Origin of the sequence: Streptomyces sp. NPDC059696, from assembly GCF_042733745.1 — a bacterium.
Lineage (GTDB): Bacteria > Actinomycetota > Actinomycetes > Streptomycetales > Streptomycetaceae > Streptomyces.
Window position 1 is genome coordinate 47,699 of sequence record NZ_JBHWFG010000021.1, and the last position, 20,869, is coordinate 68,567.

At 73.4% G+C, this 20,869-nt stretch carries 21 protein-coding genes; 6 read left to right on the forward strand and 15 right to left on the reverse strand.

Annotated features, from left to right (window positions below; genetic code table 11):
- The first annotated feature begins 1 nt into the window (after position 1).
- On the forward strand, positions 2-787 hold the full coding sequence (locus ACFV20_RS22900) for a methyltransferase domain-containing protein (RefSeq protein WP_385659189.1): 786 nt from the start codon (positions 2-4) through the stop codon (positions 785-787).
- On the opposite strand, the gene ACFV20_RS22905 is transcribed toward ACFV20_RS22900, so the two are convergent.
- The 8 genes from ACFV20_RS22905 to ACFV20_RS22940 all read right to left on the reverse strand — a co-directional run bounded on the left by ACFV20_RS22905 (position 753) and on the right by ACFV20_RS22940 (position 7,565).
- Positions 753-1,574, reverse strand: a complete 822-nt coding sequence (locus ACFV20_RS22905) for an alpha/beta fold hydrolase (protein ID WP_385659190.1) — start codon at positions 1,572-1,574, stop codon at positions 753-755. The genes ACFV20_RS22900 and ACFV20_RS22905 overlap by 35 nt on opposite strands.
- Before the next feature lie 54 nt (positions 1,575-1,628).
- Positions 1,629-2,435: a GntR family transcriptional regulator gene (locus ACFV20_RS22910; protein WP_385659192.1), complete on the reverse strand. Its 807-nt coding sequence runs from the start codon at positions 2,433-2,435 to the stop codon at positions 1,629-1,631.
- A 130-nt stretch (positions 2,436-2,565) separates the two neighbouring features.
- Positions 2,566-3,732 (reverse strand): serine hydrolase domain-containing protein, encoded by a 1,167-nt coding sequence (locus tag ACFV20_RS22915; RefSeq protein WP_385659194.1) that lies wholly within the window; start codon positions 3,730-3,732, stop codon positions 2,566-2,568.
- A gap of 114 nt (positions 3,733-3,846) precedes the next feature.
- On the reverse strand, positions 3,847-4,815 hold the full coding sequence (locus tag ACFV20_RS22920) for an acetylxylan esterase (protein WP_385659196.1): 969 nt from the start codon (positions 4,813-4,815) through the stop codon (positions 3,847-3,849).
- Positions 4,816-4,926: 111 nt separating this feature from the next.
- Complete coding sequence (locus tag ACFV20_RS22925; RefSeq protein ID WP_385659197.1) at positions 4,927-5,508, reverse strand: hypothetical protein; 582 nt, start codon at positions 5,506-5,508, stop codon at positions 4,927-4,929.
- Between the two features lie 208 nt (positions 5,509-5,716).
- A complete protein-coding gene (locus ACFV20_RS22930) occupies positions 5,717-6,481 on the reverse strand; it encodes a ferredoxin reductase (protein ID WP_385659198.1) in 765 nt (254 codons plus the stop codon).
- Complete coding sequence (locus ACFV20_RS22935) at positions 6,474-7,079, reverse strand: sulfite oxidase-like oxidoreductase (RefSeq protein ID WP_385659200.1); 606 nt, start codon at positions 7,077-7,079, stop codon at positions 6,474-6,476. The genes ACFV20_RS22930 and ACFV20_RS22935 overlap by 8 nt, the downstream gene beginning before the upstream one ends.
- Before the next feature lie 87 nt (positions 7,080-7,166).
- Complete coding sequence (locus ACFV20_RS22940; RefSeq protein WP_385659361.1) at positions 7,167-7,565, reverse strand: MarR family winged helix-turn-helix transcriptional regulator; 399 nt, start codon at positions 7,563-7,565, stop codon at positions 7,167-7,169.
- A 311-nt stretch (positions 7,566-7,876) separates the two neighbouring features.
- On the opposite strand from ACFV20_RS22940, the gene ACFV20_RS22945 reads away from it, so the two are divergent.
- Entirely contained in the window at positions 7,877-8,680 is an 804-nt protein-coding gene (locus tag ACFV20_RS22945) for a putative protein N(5)-glutamine methyltransferase (protein ID WP_385659202.1), read from the forward strand.
- A gap of 6 nt (positions 8,681-8,686) precedes the next feature.
- On the opposite strand, the gene ACFV20_RS22950 is transcribed toward ACFV20_RS22945, so the two are convergent.
- Positions 8,687-10,765, reverse strand: coding sequence for a SpoIIE family protein phosphatase (locus ACFV20_RS22950; RefSeq protein ID WP_385659203.1), 2,079 nt, complete (start codon positions 10,763-10,765; stop codon positions 8,687-8,689).
- 250 nt (positions 10,766-11,015) lie between these two features.
- On the opposite strand from ACFV20_RS22950, the gene ACFV20_RS22955 reads away from it, so the two are divergent.
- The 3 genes from ACFV20_RS22955 to ACFV20_RS22965 all read left to right on the forward strand — a co-directional run bounded on the left by ACFV20_RS22955 (position 11,016) and on the right by ACFV20_RS22965 (position 14,167).
- Positions 11,016-11,384 carry a hypothetical protein gene (locus ACFV20_RS22955; protein ID WP_385659363.1) on the forward strand — a complete coding sequence of 123 codons (369 nt, stop codon included), beginning with the start codon at positions 11,016-11,018 and terminating at the stop codon, positions 11,382-11,384.
- 190 nt (positions 11,385-11,574) lie between these two features.
- A complete protein-coding gene (locus ACFV20_RS22960; RefSeq protein WP_385659205.1) occupies positions 11,575-13,590 on the forward strand; it encodes an FAD-dependent oxidoreductase in 2,016 nt (671 codons plus the stop codon).
- A 28-nt stretch (positions 13,591-13,618) separates the two neighbouring features.
- Positions 13,619-14,167: a PadR family transcriptional regulator gene (locus tag ACFV20_RS22965; RefSeq protein ID WP_385659207.1), complete on the forward strand. Its 549-nt coding sequence runs from the start codon at positions 13,619-13,621 to the stop codon at positions 14,165-14,167.
- Positions 14,168-14,359: 192 nt separating this feature from the next.
- Here the strand turns inward: ACFV20_RS22965 and ACFV20_RS22970 are convergent, their stop codons facing one another.
- The gene (locus tag ACFV20_RS22970) at positions 14,360-14,899 is read right to left on the reverse strand and encodes a hypothetical protein (protein ID WP_385659209.1); all 540 of its coding nucleotides are present in this window, start codon (positions 14,897-14,899) and stop codon (positions 14,360-14,362) included.
- 360 nt (positions 14,900-15,259) lie between these two features.
- Entirely contained in the window at positions 15,260-16,240 is a 981-nt protein-coding gene (locus ACFV20_RS22975) for a fibronectin type III domain-containing protein (RefSeq protein WP_385659211.1), read from the reverse strand.
- 374 nt (positions 16,241-16,614) lie between these two features.
- Between ACFV20_RS22975 and ACFV20_RS22980 the strand changes: the two genes are divergently transcribed.
- Positions 16,615-17,310 carry a glycoside hydrolase family 75 protein gene (locus tag ACFV20_RS22980; RefSeq protein WP_385659213.1) on the forward strand — a complete coding sequence of 232 codons (696 nt, stop codon included), beginning with the start codon at positions 16,615-16,617 and terminating at the stop codon, positions 17,308-17,310.
- Positions 17,311-17,611: 301 nt separating this feature from the next.
- Here ACFV20_RS22980 and ACFV20_RS22985 read toward each other — a convergent pair whose 3' ends face one another.
- From ACFV20_RS22985 to ACFV20_RS23000, 4 genes are all read right to left on the reverse strand, one after another.
- On the reverse strand, positions 17,612-18,022 hold the full coding sequence (locus ACFV20_RS22985) for a PTS-dependent dihydroxyacetone kinase phosphotransferase subunit DhaM (RefSeq protein ID WP_385659215.1): 411 nt from the start codon (positions 18,020-18,022) through the stop codon (positions 17,612-17,614).
- Positions 18,015-18,614, reverse strand: a complete 600-nt coding sequence (gene dhaL / locus ACFV20_RS22990) for a dihydroxyacetone kinase subunit DhaL (RefSeq protein WP_385659217.1) — start codon at positions 18,612-18,614, stop codon at positions 18,015-18,017. Before dhaL ends, ACFV20_RS22985 begins: the two co-directional genes overlap by 8 nt.
- Positions 18,615-18,661: 47 nt before the next feature.
- A complete protein-coding gene (dhaK, locus tag ACFV20_RS22995; RefSeq protein WP_385659219.1) occupies positions 18,662-19,654 on the reverse strand; it encodes a dihydroxyacetone kinase subunit DhaK in 993 nt (330 codons plus the stop codon).
- A gap of 179 nt (positions 19,655-19,833) precedes the next feature.
- A complete protein-coding gene (locus ACFV20_RS23000) occupies positions 19,834-20,799 on the reverse strand; it encodes a glycoside hydrolase family 6 protein (protein WP_385659221.1) in 966 nt (321 codons plus the stop codon).
- Positions 20,800-20,869: the final 70 nt, after the last annotated feature.

Genomic DNA, 20,869 nt, shown 5'->3' on the forward strand with positions numbered 1-20,869 from the left:
GATGTTCAGCCCCGAAGGTCCCAGCCTGCGCGAGCTCGCCGTCCAGGCGTTGTCGTCGGTCGAGCGCGGTTACGACCTCCTCGCCCCGAAGTTCGACCACACGCCGTTCCGGACACCCGACGCGGTCCTCGACGCCGTCGGCTCGGCACTGCGACGGACCGGGCCCTTCGACGCCGGGCTCGATCTGTGCTGCGGTACCGGGGCGGGCGTCGGCGTGCTGGCAGGGGTGTGCCGGGAGAGCGTCACCGGGGTCGACTTCAGCGCGGGCATGCTGGGCGTCGCGCGCGAGCGGGTGGGGCTGCCGCAGGGCCCGCCGGTCTCCTGGGTCCGGGCCGACGCCCGCGCGCTGCCCTTCGGGCCCGTCTTCGACCTGGTGGTCAGTTTCGGGGCCTTCGGGCACTTCCTTCCCCGGGAACTGCCCGGACTGTTCGCGCAGGTCCGTTCCGTGCTGCGGCCGGGCGGCCGCTTCGCCTTCCCGGTGGTCGCCCCGCCCCGCCCGGGCTCGCCCGGCTTCTGGGCGCTCCTCGGCTTCGACACCGTGATGCGGGTGCGCAACGCGCTTTGGCGGCCTCCGTTCGTCATGTACTACCGCGCCTTCCGCCTCGGGGACGTACGCCGCGAACTCGCGGCAGCGGGTTTCGAGGTGGAGCTCCAGCCGCTTCCGGAGTTCGGGCGGCGGCCTGACGGCAGCCCCCGGGTGCGGCTGGTCCTGGCCCGGCTGCCGGGCCATGACCCGGGGCCGGGAGGGTTCGTCAGCCGCGCAGGAAGTTCAGCAGATCGTCGTTGAACGCCTTCTCGTAGTCGCCGACCAGACCGTGCGGGGCGCCCGGATACACCTTCAGCGTCGCGTCCTTGACGAGCTGGGAGGTCCGGTGGGCCGAGGCGGCGATCGGCACGATCTGGTCGTCGTCCCCGTGCGCGACGAGCGTCGGCACGGCGATGCGCCCCAGGTCCTGGGTGAAGTCGGTCTCGGAGAACTGCGCGACGCAGTCGTAGGCGCCCTTCAGGCCGGCCTGCATGCTCCACATCCAGAACGCCCGCCGCACGCCCTCCGACACGGTGGCGCCGGGCCGGTTGAAGCCGTAGAAGGCCTCGCTCAGCTCCCAGTAGAACTGCGAGCGGTCCGCCGCGACCCCGGCGCGGATCTCGTCGAAGGCCTCCTTCGGCGTGCCCTCCGGATTGGCCTTTGTGCGCAGCATCAGCGGCGGGACCGCACCGAGCAGCACGACCTTCGCGACCCGCCCCGTCCCATGGCGCCCGATGTAGCGGGCCACCTCGCCGCCGCCGGTCGAATGGCCCACCAGGACCGCGTCGGTGAGGTCCAGTGCCTCGATCAGCTCGGCCAGGTCGTCGGCGTACCGGTCCATGTCGTTGCCCTGCCACGGCTGGCCCGAGCGGCCGTGTCCGCGGCGGTCGTGCGCGATCGCCCGGAAGCCGTGCTCGGCGACCAGCCGGGCCTGGCCGTCCCACGCGTCCGCGTTGAGGGGCCAGCCGTGACTGAACACCACGGGCTGCCCCTGGCCCCAGTCCTTGTAATAGAGCTCGGTTCCGTCGGAGGTCGTGAACGTGGCCATGGGGTTCCTCTCGGGGGTCGCCTGGGGAGCCGTACCGTGTCTTGATGATCTCCGTCATCGTCGGGAACCCGCGTCAGCAGTCCGCCGAACGGGTGAAGGGTGACGGTCGGTCGTGTGCGCCACCGCGCAGCTCGGCAGGGTGAACTCATAGACCAGCGCGTCCTGTTGGGCTTCCACCACGAGGTCGGTGATCTCCAGCGGCCGCGCGTACTGGTCGTGCACCTGGCGCGTGACCCGTACCGACGCGGTGCTCGCCAGGCGGGTGATGGCGTCGCGGTGGTGCAGGGTCAGGCCGGCCCGGCGCATCCAGTCGTACGCCCGGCGCAGCTGCGCTGCGGCGGTGCCGTCGGCCCGGTCGCGATAGCGGGCCAGCTCCGCCACCTCCGCCAGCGCCACGGCGGAGAACGAGGTCATGGCGCTCCGCAGGCCCTGCCCGTCGGCGGTCGCGTACCGGTAGCGGTGGATCAGGGTCGGGCGGCCGGGCTCCAGCCCCAGGGCCTCGGCGTGCTCCGGCGGGGGAGCCTCCCAGGTGACGGTGGCGCGAGCGACACCGCCCGGGGCCGCGGGGCCGGCGCCCACCGGGAAGGTGAGCGACGCCGGGGTCTCGGCCGGCAGGCCGGGCAGGGTGGCGTGGCTGCCGCGCCGGTCGGTGGTGACCAGACCGTCGCGGCGGAGCAGCTCCAGCGACCGCCGTACGGTCTCCCGGCTGACTCCCAGGCGGCCGGCCAGCCGCCGTTCGCTCGGCAGTCGTTCGCCGGGAGGAACGGTGCCGTCGCGCAGTTCGCGGAGCAGCTGCGTCGCGATCCGGCGGTACAGGGGCTCTGACTCGGACGGCGGGGGATGCGGGGTGGTGCGGGCCATGCCGCCCCTCCTGTGGGTGACGTTCGGTAGCCGTGCGGGCTCGGTGCGCCACCAGATCTAGCATTGGTCTAAACCAGCTGGGAAGGGCGGCCGGGCGGTTCGGCCGAAACCGGACGGCCCGCGCACGCCCTCACAGCGCGCCGTACAGGGCGTCGACCAGGGCCGTCTTCCGCGGGTCGTCGGCGATGCGGGGCCCCATCCGGTTCATCACATAGCCGAGGGACACCCCCGCCTCCGGGTCGGCGAGCCCGCAGGAGCCGCCGAAGCCGTCGTGTCCGAAAGCGCGCGGGTTGGGTCCGTACGAGCCGCCGGGGCCGCTGAGCCAGAGCCCGAGGCCGACCTCCGTCTCGTGCTCGAACCCGGCACCGAGCACCAGGTCCCGGCAGCTGCCCTGCCCTTCGCGCACCCGCTCGGCCGCCTCGGGCGACAGCAGGCGGTGGCCCCCGTGGGTGTCGAGGCCCGCGAAGACGCCGTACAGTCCGGCGACGGCACGCGCGGTGCCGTGCCCGTTCGCCGCCGGGATCTCCGCGGCCCGCCACCGCGGAGTGTTCGCCGCGGCGGCGGACACCGCCGGGTTGGTCAGCGCGGCCACGGCCGCCGGCGCCAACTGGGCGAAGACCGCGGCCTGTTCATCACCGCCCGTCGTCGGCGCCTGTACCAGCTCGGCGGCCCGGCCGGCGTCCTCCCCAGGCAGGCCGATGCGGAAGTCCAGGCCGAGCGGGCCGGTCACCTCCCGCTCCAGGAAGGCCCCCGGCTTGAGCCCCGACACCCGGCGTACGACCTCGCCGACCAGATGGCCGTAGGTCAGCGCGTGGTAGCCGGACCGGGTGCCCGGTTCCCACCAGGGCTCGGTCGCCGCGAGCCGCTGCGTGGTCAGCTCCCAGTCGCATAGCTGCTCCAGCGAGTGCGGCTCCCGCAGACCGGCCAGACCGGCGCGGTGGGACAGCAGATGGCGGACGAGGACCTTCTCCTTGCCCGCCGCCGCGAACTCGGGCCAGTACCGGGCCACCGGCGCGTCCAGATCCAGCAGCCCCCGGTCGGCGAGGAGATGCGCGCACAGCGCCACCGGCCCCTTGGAGGTGGACCACACGTTGACCAGGGTGTCCCGCTCCCACGGCCGGGAGCGCGCCGCGTCCGCCCAGCCGCCCCACAGGTCCACCACCGTCCGTCCGCCGACGGTGACCGCCACCGCGGCACCCAGTTCACCGCGCTCCCGGAAGTTCTCCTCGAACGCCTCGCGCACCGCCGTGAAGCGCGCGTCGCAGTGACCGCGCACCTGTGTCCCGAACTCGGACATGAGCCCCCCTCCGCCGACCGGTTCCGCGCCCGGGACGCCGCGTCGCGGCCCGGGCGCGATGAACGTACCGACTGGTCGGACCGGGTGGAAGGCCGGTGGAGGGAAACGGCCGGATCAGATGTACGAGCGCATCCAGCGCAGCTTGACCGCCTCCTGGAAGGGCCCGCCGCCCTCGTGGTCGTTGAAGTCGTAGACCTCGATCGCCTTGTCCTCGTGGGCCCAGGCGTTGAAGGCCGCGAAGACCGTCGACGGCGGGCAGGTCTGGTCCTCCAGGGCGGCCGAGAACAGTGCGGGGGCCCGGCCGCGGGCGGCGAAGTGGACGCCGTCGAAGTACGACACCGTGCGCAGGGCGTCCTCGGTGCGGCCGCGGTGGGTCTTGAGGTACAGGCCGATCTCCCGGTACGGGTGCCGGTCCGTGAGCGTCGCCGCGCGCGGGAAGTCGCACAGGAACGGCACGTCCGGCGCGATGCCCGCCAGGTCCGGGACCAGCCCGCCGACCGCGAGGGTGATGCCGCCGCCCTGGCTGGAACCGACGGCCACCGTGCGCGCCGGGTCGGTCAGGGGATGGGAGCGGGCCGCCTCCACGGCACGCACCGCGTCCGTGTAGACCCGGCGGTAGTAGTAGTGCTCCGGGGCGTCGATGCCGCGGGTCATGAAACCGGGGTACGCGGGCGCCCCGCCCACCGGGTCCGCCGTACCGCCGCCCCCGCCCCAGGCGCTGCCCTGCCCGCGGGTGTCCATCACGAAGTGCGCCCGGCCCGTGGACGCCCACAGCAGGTGCTCGTGGGGGAGCCCGCGTCCGCCGCCGTAGCCGACGAACTCCACGACCAGCGGCAGCGGGCCGTCCGCGCCGGCCGGCAGTGTCAGCCAGCCCTTGACCGGGTGACCGCCGAAGCCCGCGAACGTCACGTCGAACACCCGCACCGTGGTCAGGCCCGTGTCGACCGGCTCGAAGCGGGCGTCCAGGTCGTGCGCACGCGCGTCCTGGAGGGTCTTGGACCAGAAGGCGTCGAAGTCCTCGGGCTCGCCGGCCGCGCTGCGGTACGCACGGAGCTCGTCGAGCGGAAGGTCGAACAGGGCCATGCGGGACCGCCTTGGGTGAGAAGCAGCTACGGTGCCGTGCGGATGATCACCCTACGGGTGGGGCCGGAGGGCGGACCAGACGTGTGCCCGGACGTGCCGGGGCCCCGGCACTCACGCGTTGCGACGCGTCCACTCCGGCTCCGTACGGGCCCACGCCCGGTCCCACTCGGCCATCCGCCGGCGCAGCGCCACCCGGCGTACCAGGAAATGGCCGAAGAGCACCACCAACGCCGTGCCGCCCGCGGCGCAGATCCCCATGGTGAGGGTGTGCTGCCACACCGCCGCCCCGTCCAGCGGCGGCGCCACACTGCGTCCCCGCTCGTCGACCCAGACGTCCACGGTCTCGCCCTGCCGGGTGTCGGCCGGGACCCGGGCCGTCGCGGTGCGCGTGGCCCCGCCCGGATCCGTCCATCGCACCGTGGTCCGGTAGGCGTGGCGTCCGCCGGCCTGCACCGACGGCAGCGAGTCGTTCCTCGCGGTCACCTCGGCCCGCACCCGGTGCCGCTCGGCCCGTTGCTGCACCGCCAGCGACCGCGCCTCGCCGTGGGCCCACCGGGCGGCGGCCACCCCGGCCAGGGGCGCGCCCAGCAGGAGGAGGGCGGCGACCACCAGCACCGTCCACGCCTCGACGACGTCCGACCGGCGCCGCAGCGGACTGTGCCGCCGGCGCCGGCCCGGCTTCGGGGTCCGCACTGCCCACCTCCTCGCCGACGTCGCGGCCGGAGCGCCTGACCGGCCGTGCGGTGCGCCGCCGTCCCTCCACGTCACGTCACGCGTACGGGTGCGGATCGGGTACCTCGTCCGGCGCCCGCCGATCGCTCCCACGGCCCCTTGCGCGGCAGGAGCGGCCGGCCGGGACCCCGGGCAGGGTGCCCGGCGCGGGGGCGGCGAAACACCCGGGTCAGCCGAACCGTTCGATGCGGATCCGGTCCACCGGCTGACCGGCCGTCACCAGCAGCCGCGAGGCGTGCTCGGCGAACGAGTTGGAGCCGCACACATAGGCCTCCCACCCACCGGAGGGCTGTTCGGCCAAGAGGGGCGCCACATGTGCGGCAGCCATACGTCCCACTGCCACGCCCTCGGGCGCGCTCCGGGTGAAGACGGTGGTGGTCTCCGCGCCCAACTCCCGGGCGTAGACGAGCTCCTCGGGACTGCGCGCCGACACCACCATCCGCAGCGGCACGGTCAGCCGCCGTGCCCGGTGGTGCCGGATCATCGACATCAGCGGTACGACGCCGGAGCCGGCGCCGACGAGCAGCGCGGGCCGGTCGCCCGGCCAGGCGAAGAATCCGCTCACCGGGCCCCGCACCTCGACCCGGTCGCCGGGCCGGGCGACGGTGTGGAACCAGCCCGAGACCTCTCCGCCCTCCACGTGGTCCAGGGTGAGTTCGACGTGCCCGGAGTCGTCGGGCGCGGACGCGAGCGAGTAGTGCCGCTGGGCGGTGTAGCCGTCCTCGGCGGTCAGCCGCACCATCAGGTGCTGGCCCGGCAGATGACCCGGCCAGCCGGGCACGGCGAGCCGGAAGGTGGCCACGCGCGGGGTCTCGCGGCGGATCTCGACGAGGGTGGCGGTCTGCCACTCGGACGCGGCCTGCTCGTGCACGGCGATGCGCCCGGGCACGGCGAACGGCGTGGGCGGCACGAAGGCCTCGGCGGTCTCAGTCACCGGAGTACCTCTGCTCCTCCCACGGGTTGCCCCGCTCGTGGTAGCCGTTGCGCTCCCAGAAGCCCGGCTCGTCGTGGTCGAGGAGCCGCAGGCCCGCGACCCACTTGACGCTCTTCCAGAAGTACAGGTGCGGCACGACCAGCCGGGCCGGGCCGCCGTGCTCGGGGGCGAGCGGCCGGCCGTCGTACTCCCAGGCGATCCAGGCGCGGCCGCCGCTCAGGTCGGCGAGCGGCAGATTGGCGGTGTAGCCCGTGTGCGAGTAGGCGACGGCATGGGTGGCCGACCCATGGGGCCGGACCACATCCAGGAACGCGTCCAGGGACACGCCCGTGAAGCGCACCCCGAACTTCGACCAGCTCGTCACACAGTGGATGGCGCCCTCGTACGCGGACGGCTCCAGCCGGTGCGCCGCCTCCCAGTCCCAGGTGCGGGGCTCGGCCACCAGTCCGTCGACGCGGAAGGTCCAGTCGGCGGCCGCCAGCTCGGGAGTGACCTCGGCCGACAGCACGGGCCAGTCGTCTCCCGCGTCGTACTGGCCGGGCGGCAGGCCGGGGTCGGCGACGCGGGGACGCCCGGTGAAGCCTCGGGTGATGTGCATGCGGTGGTGCCTCCGGGCCGGGCCGGCGGTGCCCCGCCGGACCGGTGTGCTCGGTGTGTGCGTACTCAACCGTACGTGGCGGGTGTCCTAGTCCTGCCGGCCGGGACCGGGCGAGGCGTTGTAGCGCGCCAGGTAGTCCGCGAACCGGCTCAGGTCCTGCGCGGACCAGTCGGCCAGGCGCTCCCGGAAGGCCGCGCGGCGGCTCTCGGTGACCCGGGCCAGGATCCGCCGCCCGGCTGCGGTCAGGTGCAGCACCTGTACGCGGTGGTCCGCCGTGTCGGGGCGGCGCTCGACGAGACCGGCGCGCTCCAGACCCGTCACCTGGCGGCTCACGGTGGACTTGTCGAGGGCGTAGTGGGCGGCCAGATCGGTGGCCCGGCACCCGCCGCTCTCCTCCAGATGCCCGAGCAGCGTGTACGACACCAGCGACAGCTCGGGGTGCATCCGGCCCGCCGCGGCCCTGGCCCGGCGGGCGAAGACCGTCATCTCCCGCTGGATGGTCTCCACGGCGTCTGCGGTGTGCACGGGACCTCCCTCACCTGCGGTGCTGCTGAACTCCTTCCATGGTTGCACGACCCAACCACCTGACCGGCGTCGTCCCGAGGGCCGTACCGGGCGGCGGGACCGTCGGGTAGGGTTGCCGTCCGGCCCGGCAAGGACCCGGCCGTCGGAAACCGAGGAGGTGAGACCCATTACCGCTGTGTCAGCTCGGGTGCTCTCCTCTCGATGTCCCGCGGATCGCCGGTCGTAGGCGATCACCGGAGCGCCCTTCGGTTCCCGAAAGGCTCTGGGCTTCCATGCCGTCTGTCTCCGCAGTCCCCCCTTCCACTCCGTCGTCGCGTGACGCGGTGGTCCTCGCCCTGCGCACCGCGGGGTGCGTCTTCGCCGAGGACGAGGCCGAGGTGATCCTCGCCGCCGCGCGCATCCCGGCCGAGGCCGCCGCCATGGTCGAGCGCCGCGTCGCGGGTATGCCGCTCGAACTCGTCGTCGGCTGGGCCGAGTTCCGCGGTCTGCGCATCGCCGTCGCCCCGGGCGTCTTCGTGCCGCGCCGGCGCACCGAGTTCCTGGTGGAGCAGGCCTTGGCGCGGGCCGCGGGCGCCACCGTGGTCGTGGACCTGTGCTGCGGCTCGGGCGCCGTGGGAGCGGCCCTGGCCGCCGGGCTCGGCGGCGTGGAGCTGCACGCCGCCGACATCGACCCGGCCGCCGTGCGCTGCGCCCGGGGCAACGTCGCCGCCGTGGGCGGCCGGGTCCACGAGGGCGATCTGTTCGAGGCGCTGCCGGTCGGCCTGCGGGGCCGCGTCGGCATCCTGGCGGCCAACGTGCCGTACGTGCCCAGCGACGAGATAGGGCTGCTGCCGCAGGAGGCCCGTGACCACGAGCCGCTGGTCGCCCTGGACGGCGGCACGGACGGCCTCGACGTCCTGCGCCGGGTCGCGGCCGGGGCGTCCGACTGGCTCGCCCCCGGCGGCTGCGTCCTGGTGGAGACGAGCCGGCACCAGGCCCCCGCCGCCGTCGAGGCGTTCGAGCGCAACGGGCTCGCGACCCACCTGGCCGTGTCTCGGGAGCTCTACGCCCACGTGGTGATCGGCGTCCGGCCGTGAGGTCGCTCAGTCCGGTTCGGTCGCCCGGGCGATGAGCAGCGCCACGTCGTCGAAGTTGTCCGGCTCGTGCAGGGTGCGCAGCAGCAGGTCGCAGACGTCCTCCAGCGGCAGGTCGGGCCCGTCGAGCAGGGACAGCAGCGTCTCGAGCCGTTCGTCGATCGGGTCGCGGCGGGTCTCGACGAGTCCGTCGGTGTAGAACACCAGCCGGTCGCCGGGTTCGAGGTCGACGGTGGTCGTGGAGAAGGCGACACCGCCCACGCCGAGCGGCACCCCCGTCGGCAGACCGAGCAGCTCCGGCGGCCGGCCGGCCCGCACGCGCACCGGCGGCAGATGCCCGGCGTTGGCGATCCGGCACTGCCGCAGATGCGGGTCGTGGACGGCGTAGACACAGGTGGCGATGGCCTGTTCGAGCCCTGAGGTGATCTTGTCGAGGTGTTCCAGGAGCACGTTCGGGTCGAGACCGAGGGAGGCGAGGGTGTGGGTCGCCGTGCGCAGCCGTCCCATCGCCGCGGCCGCGGGGATGCCGCTGCCCATCACGTCGCCCACGACGAGCGCCGTCCTGCCGCCGTCCAGCGGGATCACGTCGAACCAGTCGCCGCCCACCTCGCTCGTGGCGCCCGCCGGCTGGTAGCGGGAGGCGACCTCCAGCCCGCCCGTCACCGGCGGGTGAGTGGGCAGCAGACTGCGCTGCAGGGTGAGCGCGGTCTCGCGGGCGCCCTGGTACCAGCGGGCGTTGTCGATCTGCACCGCGGCCCGGGCGGCCAGTTCACGCGCCAGCAGCAGGTCGTCCTCGCTGAACGGCAGCGGATTGCGGGTGCGTTTGAGGTCGAGGGCGCCCAGCACCTCACCGCGCGCGATCAGCGGTACGGCCAGATAGGAGTGCACCCCCGCCCGGCCCAGCAGCTCGGCCGCCTCCGGGGAGCGGGCGATGTGCGCCAGGTCCTCGGCCTTGACCTCCGGCAGCATCACCGGGCTCGCCGTGCGCACGCACTGGGTGACCAGCCGGTCGGGGGCGTACCGGGCGACCTGCCCGGGGGTGTCGGCCGCCTCCAGGGCCTCGGCGGAGTCGTACCCCTGGACCGCCAGCGCGCGGATCACGGCCGACTCGGCGGGCCCGAGGCTGGTGCGCCGGCCCTGCACGACCGCGTCCAGCAGGTCGACCGCCGCGATGTCGGCGAGCTCCGGGACGGCCACGTCGGCCAGCTCGCGGGCCGTACGGTCGAGGTCCAGGGTGGTGCCGATGCGGCCCGAGGCGTCGGCGATCAGGGCCAGACGCCGGCGCGCCGCCTCCGCCTCGATGCCCGCCCGGTACTGCTCGGTGACGTCGACGATGGAGACGGCGACTCCCAGCACGGTCCCGAACGCGTTCTCCAGCCGGTACAGCGAGACCGACCAGGCGTGGTCCTGGTGCGGGTCGGCCGGGGTGCGGCCGATCGTGGACCGGTCGACGACCGGCGCGCCCGTCTCCAGCACCCGGCGCGTGGCGGCTTCCAGGGCGTCCACGTCCATCCCGGGCACCACCTCGCGCGGAGTGCGGCCCAGGTGCTCCTCCGCCGGTACCCCGTTGATCTCCTCCAGCGCCTTGTTGACCGAGACGTAGCGCAGCTCGGTGTCCAGCACGGCCAGCCCGCTCGGGGACTGTGCGATCATCCGGGTCGACAGCGCCACCTCGCGCTCCAGCCGGTGCACGGTCCTCTGGTCGGCGCACAGCCCCAGCGCGTAGACGTCGCCCTGGTCGTCCAGCAGGCGCATGTTGCGGAACTCCACGAGCCGGGTGGTGCCGTCCTTGCGGCGGACGGGGAAGGCTCCCGCCCAGCTCTGGCCGGTGCCCATGACGTCGGCGAACAGCTTGACGACCAGGTCGACGTGCTGTTCGTGGACCATGATCCGGGCGGCGTACTGCCCGAGCGCCTCCCGTGCCTCGTACCCGAACAGCTCCTCGGCCTGCGGGCTCCACAGCACGATGCGGCCCTCGGCGTCCAGGACGACCGAGGCCACGCGCAGCACGTCGAGCAGACCGCTCGGGCGCGCCGATCCGCGCACCGGACCGTCGCCTGCGGACTCGGCAGACCCGGCTGCACTCATCCCACGCCCCGCCTTCGCCGTCCTCGCGGCACGCCGTCGTGTGCCGACACCCCATGTTCTACCGCGCGGAGCCGTCCCCGAAGGCCGCTTCCGTCACCTTCCACCATCTCCCACCACGGCCCGGACCGCCCCGCCGAACCGGTCACCGGGAGCAGGGCACCGCCGGTAGTGCTCACCGGGAGGTGGTGCTTTGCTGGGGGAGGGGCGGATACCGCAGCCGGTGGCCACGTAAGGAGCGATCACGATGGCGATGGACCACGAGCGACCGCATCCCCACTCCGTCTCGGTGGAGATCAGCGGGTGCAGCAAGCACGACGCCCGCACCGTGTTCGACGCACTGTGCTCCTGCTTCGAGTCCGACCGGTGCGCCGACGACGTACCGGAGGAACTGCACGAGACCCGTCCCACCGTGTGGCTCGGCACCTTCGACGTCGCCGACGAGCACGAGGGCGCGCGGCCGGTGCACCTGTCGTCCTCCGTCGACGCCGACCTGCACGGCGGCTACTGGGCGATCGAGCGGTTCCGCACGACCCTGGACTCGCTGTTCGACGTGCACGACCTGAGCACCGTCTCCGGCGACCAGGAGAAGGAGCTCCACGTGCGTCTGCAGAGCCGGTGACGGCCTCCTCACACCACACCCTCTGAGCGCACGGCGGTGCAGCCGCACCGCCGTGCCCGCAGGTCACCGTCGGCTTCGGCGGCAGCGCGGACGCGCCCCGCTGTGCCCTCCATCACCTTGTGCAACTAGTTGCATAAACCGTGGGTCGTCCTCTACAACTACAGGCACGACACCGCGCACGGAGGGCCCGATGAGCCGTTACCCGCACCTGCTGAGCCCCCTCGACCTGGGCTTCACCACCCTGCCCAACCGGGTCCTCATGGGCTCCATGCACGTCGGCCTGGAGGAGGCCGAGGGCGGTTTCGCACGCATGGCCGCCTTCTACGCCGCCCGCGCCCGCGGGGGAGTGGGCCTGATCGTCACCGGCGGCATCGCCCCCAACGACGAGGGACGGCCCTACGAGGGCGGCGCCAAGCTCACCACCGAGGAAGAGGCCGAGCAGCACCGGGTCATCACGGACGCCGTGCACCGCGAGGGCGGACGGATCGCGATGCAGATCCTGCACTTCGGCCGCTACGCCTACCACCAGGACCTCGTGGCGCCGAGCCCGGTCCAGGCGCCGATCAGCCCCTTCCCGCCCCGCGAGCTCACCGACGCCGACGTCGAGCGGACGATCGACGACTACGCGCGCGCCGCCCGCCTCGCCCGGCAGGCCGGCTACGACGGTGTCGAGATCATGGGCTCCGAGGGCTATCTCATCAACGAGTTCATCGCGCGGCAGACCAACCACCGCACCGACCGCTGGGGCGGCACGTACGACAACCGCACGCGCTTCCCGCTGGAGATCGTGCGCCGGGTACGCGAGGCCGTCGGCGAGGACTTCATCGTCATCTACCGGCTGTCCATGCTAGACCTCGTCCCGGGCGGCTCGACCCTCGACGAGGTCGTCACCCTCGCCAAGGCCGTCGAGGCCGCCGGGGCGACGATCATCAACACCGGCATCGGCTGGCACGAGGCCCGCATCCCCACCATCGCGACCTCCGTGCCGCGCGGCGCGTACACCTGGGTGACCAAGCGGCTCATGGGCGAGGTGTCCGTCCCGCTCGTCACCACCAACCGCATCAACACCCCCGAACTCGCCGAGGAACTGCTCGCCGAGGGCGCCGCCGACATGGTGTCGATGGCCCGCCCGATGCTCGCCGACCCCGACTTCGTCACCAAGGCCGCCGCCGGTCGCCCCGAGGCGATCAACACCTGCATCGGCTGCAACCAGGCCTGCCTGGACCACACGTTCAGCGGCCTGATCACCTCCTGCCTGGTCAACCCGCGCGCCTGCCACGAGACCGAACTCGTGCTCTCCCCGACCCGGCTGCGCAAGCGCGTCGCGGTCGTCGGCGCCGGACCGGCCGGCCTCGCCTGCGCGGTGTCCGCCGCCGAGCGCGGCCACGACGTGACGCTGTTCGACGCGGCGGGCGAGATCGGCGGCCAGCTCAACGTCGCCCGCAAGGTCCCCGGCAAGCAGGAGTTCGACGAGACGCTCCGCTACTTCCGCACCCAGCTCGACTGGCACGGCGTCGACATCCGGCTGAACACGCCCGTCACGGCCGCGGACGTCGACGACTACGACGAGGTCGTCGTCGCCACCGGCGTCACCCCGCGCACCCCGGAGATCCCCGGCGTCGACCACCCGAGCGTGGTCGGCTACCTCGACGTCCTGCGCGACGGCGCCCCCGTCGGCGACCGGGTCGCGGTCCTCGGCGCGGGCGGCATCGGCTTCGACGTGGCCGAGTTCCTCACCGACGGCGGCGACAAGGCCCACGAGGACCCGGCGACGTACTTCCGCCAGTGGGGCGTCGACATGGACTACAACGGCCCCGGCGGCCTCGCCGCGCCCGAGCGGCCCGCCCCGCCGCGCACCGTCCACCTGCTCCAGCGCAAGACCTCCAAGGTCGGCGCCGGCCTCGGCAAGACCACCGGCTGGATCCACCGCACCGAGCTCAAGCACCGCGGCGTCACCATGGTCCCGGGCGTGCGCTACGACCGGATCGACGACGCCGGTCTGCACATCACCGTCGGCGAGGAGAGCACGGTCCTCGAGGTCGACACGATCGTGCTGTGCACGGGCCAGGAGCCGCGCCGGGGCCTGTACGAGGAGCTGATCGCCGCCGGACGCAGCGCGCACCTCATCGGCGGCGCCGACGTGGCCGCCGAGCTGGACGCCAAGCGCGCCATCAAGCAGGGAACGGAGCTCGCGGCCGCCCTGTAGTGCGGATACGCGTCCCTAGGATGAGGCCATGTCACTCCCGCACGCGATCCTCACCGCCCTGCTCGAGAAGCCGTCGTCGGGCCTGGAACTGACCCGCAGGTTCGACCGGTCGATCGGCTACTTCTGGTCGGCGACGCACCAGCAGATCTATCGCGAGCTCGGGAAACTGGAGGCCGACGGCCTCATCAGGGCCCTGCCGTCCGAGCAGCCGGCCCGCGGGCAGAAGAAGGCCTACGAGGTCCTGCCCGCGGGCCGTGCCGAACTGGCCCGGTGGACCGCCGCCTCCCAGGACCCCAGGCCGCACCGCGACCCGCTGCTGCTGCGGCTCAGGGCGGCGGCCGTGGTCGGCACGGAGGGCCTGGAGGCCGACCTGCGCCGCCATCTGGAGCTGCACGAGCGGCAGCTCGCGGAGTACGAGGAGATCGAGAAGCGCGACTTCCCGCCCGGCCGGGACGCCGCCGAGGACCGGCTGCGGCACCTCGTGCTGCGGGCCGGTATCGATCTGGAGACCTTCTGGACCCGGTGGCTCAGGCACGCCCTGGAGGATTTCGCCGAACTCCCCGACGAGGCCACCTGACCGGCCGACCGGCCGACCGACCGACCGACCAGCTGACCGGCCGACTGGGCCGGCCGGGCTGAGCAGCCGTCCGGTTGACCTGCCGGATGGCCGTCTTGGGGCGGACCGGCCGTCCGTCCGGCCCGGTCACGTCATGACGCCGGCCCGCCCGCCCGGAGCGCTTCGGGGGAGCGGGCCGACGTCCGTACCGGATCAGAGCCGGTACGGCTTGTTGCGCCGGCGCAGGTACCAGGCCGTCCCGAGGAGGCCGGCCCCGACCAGCGTCCCGCCCGCCACCAGCGTGACGGTTCCGTAGTCCGTCGTGCTGCCGCCGACCCCGCCCATGACGCCGCGGGACGGCGAGACGGAGGGGGACGCGGACCGCGAGGGGGAGGGGGCGGTGGAGACCACGACGGACTGCGTGCCCGCCGTGGTGCCGTCCGAGCACACGACGATGACCGTGTACGTGCCCGGGGAGACGTTCGACCAGGCCGCCGACTGACTCGTGGACGTCCCCGACAGCGTCACCTGGCGGCCCTGGGCGAAGCTGCCCTGGCTGCTGGTGAGGAGCGAGGCGGTGCCCCAGCTGCCGTTGATCTGCGTGCACGAGCTGGTCGTGACCGACACCGTGGAGCCCGTGGTGCTCACGGAGATGCCCGGGCCCGCGACGGCGGGTACCGCGGCCAGGGCGAGGGGCAGCGCGGCCACTGCCACGGTCAGGCCGGAGCGGAGAACTGACGATGAGTTGCGCATGTGGACTGCCCTCCGGCGGCACGGTCGGCGGTACATCCCTTGCGCCGCCGAGGGTCGGGGAGCGCCCGTGCTGCCTCGGGGCCAGCCAAAGCGCCCCCGGCCACGGCCGCACTCCGAGCGCCCCCGTGCAGGTGACGGGTTCCTCCTCCCGGCCGATGACGACCGATGACGATGGTCGCGACTGGTGACGGCCGATGACGACGGTGGTGACTGATGACGGCTGATGGTGGCCGATCTCAGCCGATGAAGGCTGATGATGACGGATGACGGATGACGGATGACGGCCGATGAGGGCTGATGGTGACGGTGACGGCCGATGAAGGCTGATGGTGACCGATGACGGCCGACGGCACGGCGTCGTCAGTGCCCCGTGGTCACCGCGCGCTCCGCCGAGAAACCTCCCCAGGTGCCGTCCGGCAGCATCGCCCGGACGCGGACCCGGTGCGTGACACCGGCGCTGCGCCCCACGTAGAAGCTGTAGGTGGCCCGCCCGCGCGGGGCCCTGCCGCCGTACACGAGGGACGTCGCCGGCCGGCCGTCGAGCTCGATCCGGTACTCGGTCACCTCACCGTCCACCCGGGGCGGCACCCAGCTCAGGTCGAGGTGGTAGGCCCCGTCCTCGCGGTGGCTCGTCGCCCGGAAGTCCGTGGGGGCGGTGGCGCGGCCGTCGTCGGTGCCCGGGGTGGTGAGGCGGACGGCGGGCCCGGCGGGGGAGACGTTCCCGGCCGCGTCCCTGGCCCGGACGGTGAACACATAGCGCGTGCCGGGCCGCAGCCCCGTCAGCACGGCGGCCCTCTGGTGCCCGCCCACACTGTGGATCTTCGTGTCTCCCTGAAGGATGTCGTACGACACCACTGCCCGGTCGTCCGTCGAGGCCGACCAGGACAGCTGCACCGCTCGGCTCCCCGCCGCCCGCCCCTCGGAGGACTTGGGCCGGCCCGGCGCGGAGCGGTCGTCCGCGACGGCCTCGGGCGTCTTCGCCCGCACCGCGCGGCTGGACGGGCCGAGCCGCCCGTCGGCGTCCCGCGCCCGCACGGAGAAGACGTACAGGGTGGCGGGCCGGAGCCCGGTGACATCCACCATGTGCCGCGAACCCGGCACCTCCTTGACTTTGGTGGGGCCCCGATACACCTCGTAGACCTCGGCCCGGGCGGTGGTGTTCCACATGACGTGCACGCTCCTCGCGCTGCCCGCCGCCGCGGTGACACCCGTCGGCGCGCCGGGCGCACGGCCGCCGTCCCCTTCCTGGGCCCCGGCCCCGCCGCAGGCCGCGACCAGCGTGAGGGCGGCGCAGAGCGCCAGGCGGCGGAGGAGGAACAAGGGGGTGAAACGTCCTCGCACGGCACTGCCTCCCGGGGTGGTCGGCCGACGGGTACACCGCAATGGTCCGGACCAATATGGCCTCGTTGGCGGGAGCACATCAAGGGGGCGTCCGGCTGAACCGTCACCGTCCCTGCCGCGACCGCGTCACCCCGGGCCGGGCGGGCGTTCCGTACGCTGAGGGCGCCACGGTCTAACTCCCCGCATGAGAGCGGGAGTTCAAGTCTGCCGACCCGGTGGCCGGACGGTCGGCGTCTTACGCGGACTCAGGTGGTCGACTCCCGTCGGACGTTGGGGGCGTGCACCGTCCGGCCCCCCAGCGGTGGCCGGGGGATGGGCCCGGGGCCAGATTGGGCTGAGTGCCCGTCAGGTCCCCAGCGAGAGGCTCCCGTATCGTGCGTGTCCAGTCGCTCACTCTGGCCGTGGCCAGCGCCGCCCTGCTCGCCCCCACGACACCCCCCGCCCATCTCCAGCCCGCGGTATGGCGCGAGAGCACCGTGAGCGCCGCCGACCTGCTCGCCCGCGTGCGCGACTGTGTCCCCGTCTCCCGCGGCCGCTACCGCAGTGACGTCGGCGCTCCCGCGAACATCCCGGTCTGCGGCACCGGCGACGTCGTGTTCTGGAAGGCCGACATGGACATCGACTGTGACGGCCGGCCGGGGCCCCGCTGCAACGCCCGGACCGACCCGTACTTCGCGGCGAGCACGGCCTACTCCCAGTCGGACGGCCGCCCGCTGAGCGCCGAACGCCTGCCCTTCATCGTCGTACCCGCGCCGAGCGCCCTCTGGGACTACCGGGCGCACGGCATCGGCGGCGGCTCGGTCGTGGCGGTCGTGTACCGCGACCGCGTGCAGTACGCGGTGGTGGGCGACGCGGGCCCGCAGGGCATCATCGGTGAGGCGTCCTACGCGACGGCCAAGGGTCTGGGCATCCGCGCCGACCCGCACGGCGGGGGCGCACCCTCCGGCGTCACCTACATCGTCTTCATGAACACCAAGGTGTCCCCCATCGAGGACCACGCCGCCGCCGTGACGGAGGGGGAGCGGCTCGCGAAACGGCTGGTCGCCGGAGGGCGGACGAACGCAAGCTGAGCAGCTGACGGCACCTCACGACGGGCCCGCGGCCGGGCGGAGCGCCGCCGGTCGGACCACCGCCGGGCCCGCGATCCGGCGCTGCGCCGGCAGGCCTGCGGCCACATCCACCGCCGGCAGGCCTGCGGCCGGGCGCAGCACCGCTCCGGTGGGCCCGGCCGCCTCCGTGGCTCACCTGCCGGCAGGTATACGCCTCCGTCGCTCACACCTGCCGGCAGGTACACGCCTCCGTCGCTCGCACTCTCCGTTAGCTGTACGCCTCCGTCGCTCGCACTCTCCGTTAGCTGTACGCCTCCGTCGCTCACACTTTCCGGTAGCTGTACGCCTCCGTCGCGGCCGCCTCCACCGCTGACAGGTCCGCGCCGGTGGACGCCGTGACGACCGCGGCCACGGCTCCCTCCACGAAGGGCGCGTCCAGCAGACGTGTGCGCTCGGGGAGTTCGTCGCCTTCCGCGAGCAGCGCCTTCACCGTGAGCACCGCGCTGCCGAGGTCGGTCAGGACGGCCACTCCCGCACCGCGGTCGACGGACGCGGCCGCCGCGGTGATCAGTTCGGAGCTGGTGCCGATTCCGCCGCCCTCGGTGCCGCCCGCCGCAGCGACCGGCACCGCCGGACCGCCGCCCGCGAGCCCCTTCGCCATCTCGGCGACCGACGCGGCCACCTCCGCGCTGTGCGACACCAGAACGATGCCCACCAGCTGTTCGTCACTCACCGGCGGCCTCCGCGAGTCCGGCGATCAGCAGGGCCGACGACGTGGCCCCCGGGTCCTGGTGGCCGATACTGCGCTCGCCCACATAGCTCGCCCGGCCCTTGCGCGCCTGCAGGGGCGTCGTCGCCACGGCGCCCTCCTCCGCGGCGGTCCGGGCCGCCGTGAACGAGTCGCCGAGCGCGTCCACCGCGGGCACCAACGCGTCGATCATGGTCGCGTCGCCCGGGGCGGCCCCGCCGAGCGTCATGACCGCGTCCACCCCCGCCCGCAAGGCCTCGGCCAGCTGCTCCGCGCTCACCTCTTCGGCGTCGCCGAGGGCCTTGCCGGTGCGGCGCAGCAGCGTCCCGTACAGCGGCCCCGAGGCGCCGCCCACCGTCGAGATCAGCTGGCGTCCGGCCAGGGTCAGGACCCCACCGGGCGTGCCGGGGGCCTCCTTCTCCAGCGCGGCCGTCACGGCCGTGAACCCGCGTTGGAGGTTGCTGCCGTGATCGGCGTCCCCGATGGGGGAGTCGAGGGCGGTGAGCCGTTCCGCCTCACGGTCGACGGACGCGGCGGTCGCCGTCATCCAACGGCGGAAGAAATCGGCGTCGAGCACTGGCTCTCCTTGCCTGGTAGGTACTGGTGATCCTCTACTCCCGCAGGTCACGCGCCCCAGCGCAGGCCCGGAGTCTTCACCGGCGCGTCGTACAGCCGCAGCAGTTCCTCGTCGACCTGGCACAGGGTGAGGGAGGCGCCCGCCATGTCCAGGGAGGTGACGTAGTTGCCCACGAGGACACGGGCCACGGGGACGCCGCGCTGCGCGAGCACCCGGTGCACCTCGGCGTTGAAGCCGTACAGCTCCAGCAGCGGCGTCGCGCCCATGCCGTTGACCAGGACCAGCACCGGATTGCGTGGCTGGAGGTCCTCCACCACCGCCTCGACGGCGGCCTCCGCGATCTCCCCGGAGGTCATCATGGCGCGCCGCTCCCGGCCGGGTTCGCCATGGATGCCGATGCCCAACTCCAGCTCTCCGGGCGGCAGATCGAAGGTCGGGCTGCCTTTGGCCGGGGTGCTGCAGGCGCTCAGCGCGATCCCGAAACTGCGGGAGTTCTCGTTCACCTGCCGGGCGACGGCCTCGACCCGCTCCAGGGGCATGCCCTCGGCCGCCGCGGCGCCCGCGATCTTCTCCACAAACAGGGTCGCGCCGGTCCCGCGCCGGCCCGCCGTGTACAGACTGTCGGTCACCGCCACGTCATCGTTGACCAGCACCTTCGCCACCCGGATGCCCTCGTCCTCGGCCATCTCGGCTGCCATGTCGAAGTTGAGCACGTCGCCGGTGTAGTTCTTCACGATGAACAGCACACCGGCGCCGCTGTCCACGGCGGCGGCCGCGCGCAGCATCTGGTCGGGCACGGGGGAGGTGAACACCTCGCCCGGGCAGGCCGCCGACAGCATGCCGGGACCCACGAAACCCCCGTGCAACGGCTCGTGCCCCGAGCCTCCGCCCGACACCAGTCCCACCTGTCCGGCCACGGGGGCGTCCCGCCGTACGATCACCCGGTTCTCCACGTCCACGGTCAGCTCCGGGTGGGCAGCCGCCAGACCGCGCAGCGCATCCGCGACCACGCTCTCCGGGACGTTGATCAGCATCTTCACGGGTACCTCCTAGAAAACCTAGTAGATGAGCCCTGGAACTCCAGCTTCGCAGCCCACACCACGTTTGACCAGTTGTCGATCATGGCTGTTCCCATCGGTCCGCCGCGGACTGCGGCGCCCGACGCGCCGAGGCCGTCCGCACCCCTCACGGTGCGGACGGCCTCGGCTCCGGCCTGGGATCAGTAGCCGTAGATCATCTTGTAGGCGACCTCGGGGAGGAACTGCCCGGCCGTGGAGCCGCCTCCCACACCGCAGTTGCCGTCGGACTCGCCGGGAACCTTGATCCACAGCAGCATCTCCGCGCCTCCGCCCAGCTGGGTGGGCGTGCCGATACGGCGGCCCGCCGGGTTGCACCACTGGCCGTTCGAGCCGTTGCCGTTGCGGCTGGTGTCCACGACGAACGGCTTGGTGTAGCCGTAACGGGCGGCGAGTTCCCTGTTGACGGCGTTGCCGTACGCGGTGTTCTGGTCCGTGGTGAGGTAGTTGGAGACGTTGAGCGAGAAGCCGTGGGCCTGCCGGACTCCGGCTTCGTGCAGCCGCCGGGCCATGGTCGCCGCGTCCGCCCAGGCCGGGTTGCCGGCGTCGAGGTAGACCCAGGTGTTGGGCGCCCGGCGGTTGAACTCGGCGAGCGCACCGGTCAGCATGCTCTCGCGTTCGTCGATCTGCGCCTGGTTCATGCAGCCGTAGTCGCCGAGGGAGTCCGGTTCGAGGACGACCAGGGCCGGGCGGCCGCCGATCCCGCCCGCGAACTGGGCGATCCAGTTCGCGTAGGCGGACGGCGAGGAGGCGCCGCCCGCGGAGTGCCCGCCGCAGTAGTCACGGTGGTAGATGTTGTAGGCGACGAGGAGGGGCAGCTTGTCCCGGGCGTCGGCGGCGCCCGTGTACGCGCCGGTGGCGGTGCCGATGCTGCCGCTCCAGGAGCCGAACCAGCGGGCCGTGGGCGTGTTGGCGATGGAGGCGTTGATCGCGGAGGCCCGGCCGTCGCCGGGGTTGGCGGTGACCCACCGTTTCGCGCTGGAGTCGGGGTCGGCGTAGAACCCGTTGGTCATGGTCGTCGGGTCGGCCGCCTGAGCGGCCGGGGCGGCGGCGAGCGCCAGCGGCAGCGCGGAGAGCGCTGCCATCAGGGCGAGGAGACTGCGGCGCATGACGGTACCTCGGCTTTCTGGCAGGAGAGCGTGCGAAGGTCGACGGCGGGCCGGAGAAGGGGGAGCGCTC

Bases quoted from the DNA above. Each gene is read 5' to 3' on its own strand.
- ACFV20_RS22965 (WP_385659207.1), top strand. From the start codon at position 13,619: ATGTCACTCCCGCACGCGATCCTCACCGCCCTGCTCGAGAAGCCGTCG.
- ACFV20_RS22970 (WP_385659209.1), bottom strand. From the start codon at position 14,899: ATGCGCAACTCATCGTCAGTTCTCCGCTCCGGCCTGACCGTGGCAGTG.
- ACFV20_RS22910 (WP_385659192.1), bottom strand. From the start codon at position 2,435: ATGGCCCGCACCACCCCGCATCCCCCGCCGTCCGAGTCAGAGCCCCTG.
- ACFV20_RS22900 (WP_385659189.1), top strand. From the start codon at position 2: ATGTTCAGCCCCGAAGGTCCCAGCCTGCGCGAGCTCGCCGTCCAGGCG.
- ACFV20_RS22960 (WP_385659205.1), top strand. From the start codon at position 11,575: ATGAGCCGTTACCCGCACCTGCTGAGCCCCCTCGACCTGGGCTTCACC.
- ACFV20_RS22905 (WP_385659190.1), bottom strand. From the start codon at position 1,574: ATGGCCACGTTCACGACCTCCGACGGAACCGAGCTCTATTACAAGGAC.
- ACFV20_RS22915 (WP_385659194.1), bottom strand. From the start codon at position 3,732: ATGTCCGAGTTCGGGACACAGGTGCGCGGTCACTGCGACGCGCGCTTC.
- ACFV20_RS22920 (WP_385659196.1), bottom strand. From the start codon at position 4,815: ATGGCCCTGTTCGACCTTCCGCTCGACGAGCTCCGTGCGTACCGCAGC.
- ACFV20_RS22950 (WP_385659203.1), bottom strand. From the start codon at position 10,765: ATGAGTGCAGCCGGGTCTGCCGAGTCCGCAGGCGACGGTCCGGTGCGC.
- ACFV20_RS22940 (WP_385659361.1), bottom strand. From the start codon at position 7,565: ATGACGGTCTTCGCCCGCCGGGCCAGGGCCGCGGCGGGCCGGATGCAC.
- ACFV20_RS23000 (WP_385659221.1), bottom strand. From the start codon at position 20,799: ATGCGCCGCAGTCTCCTCGCCCTGATGGCAGCGCTCTCCGCGCTGCCG.
- ACFV20_RS22935 (WP_385659200.1), bottom strand. From the start codon at position 7,079: ATGCACATCACCCGAGGCTTCACCGGGCGTCCCCGCGTCGCCGACCCC.
- ACFV20_RS22945 (WP_385659202.1), top strand. From the start codon at position 7,877: ATGCCGTCTGTCTCCGCAGTCCCCCCTTCCACTCCGTCGTCGCGTGAC.
- ACFV20_RS22955 (WP_385659363.1), top strand. From the start codon at position 11,016: ATGGACCACGAGCGACCGCATCCCCACTCCGTCTCGGTGGAGATCAGC.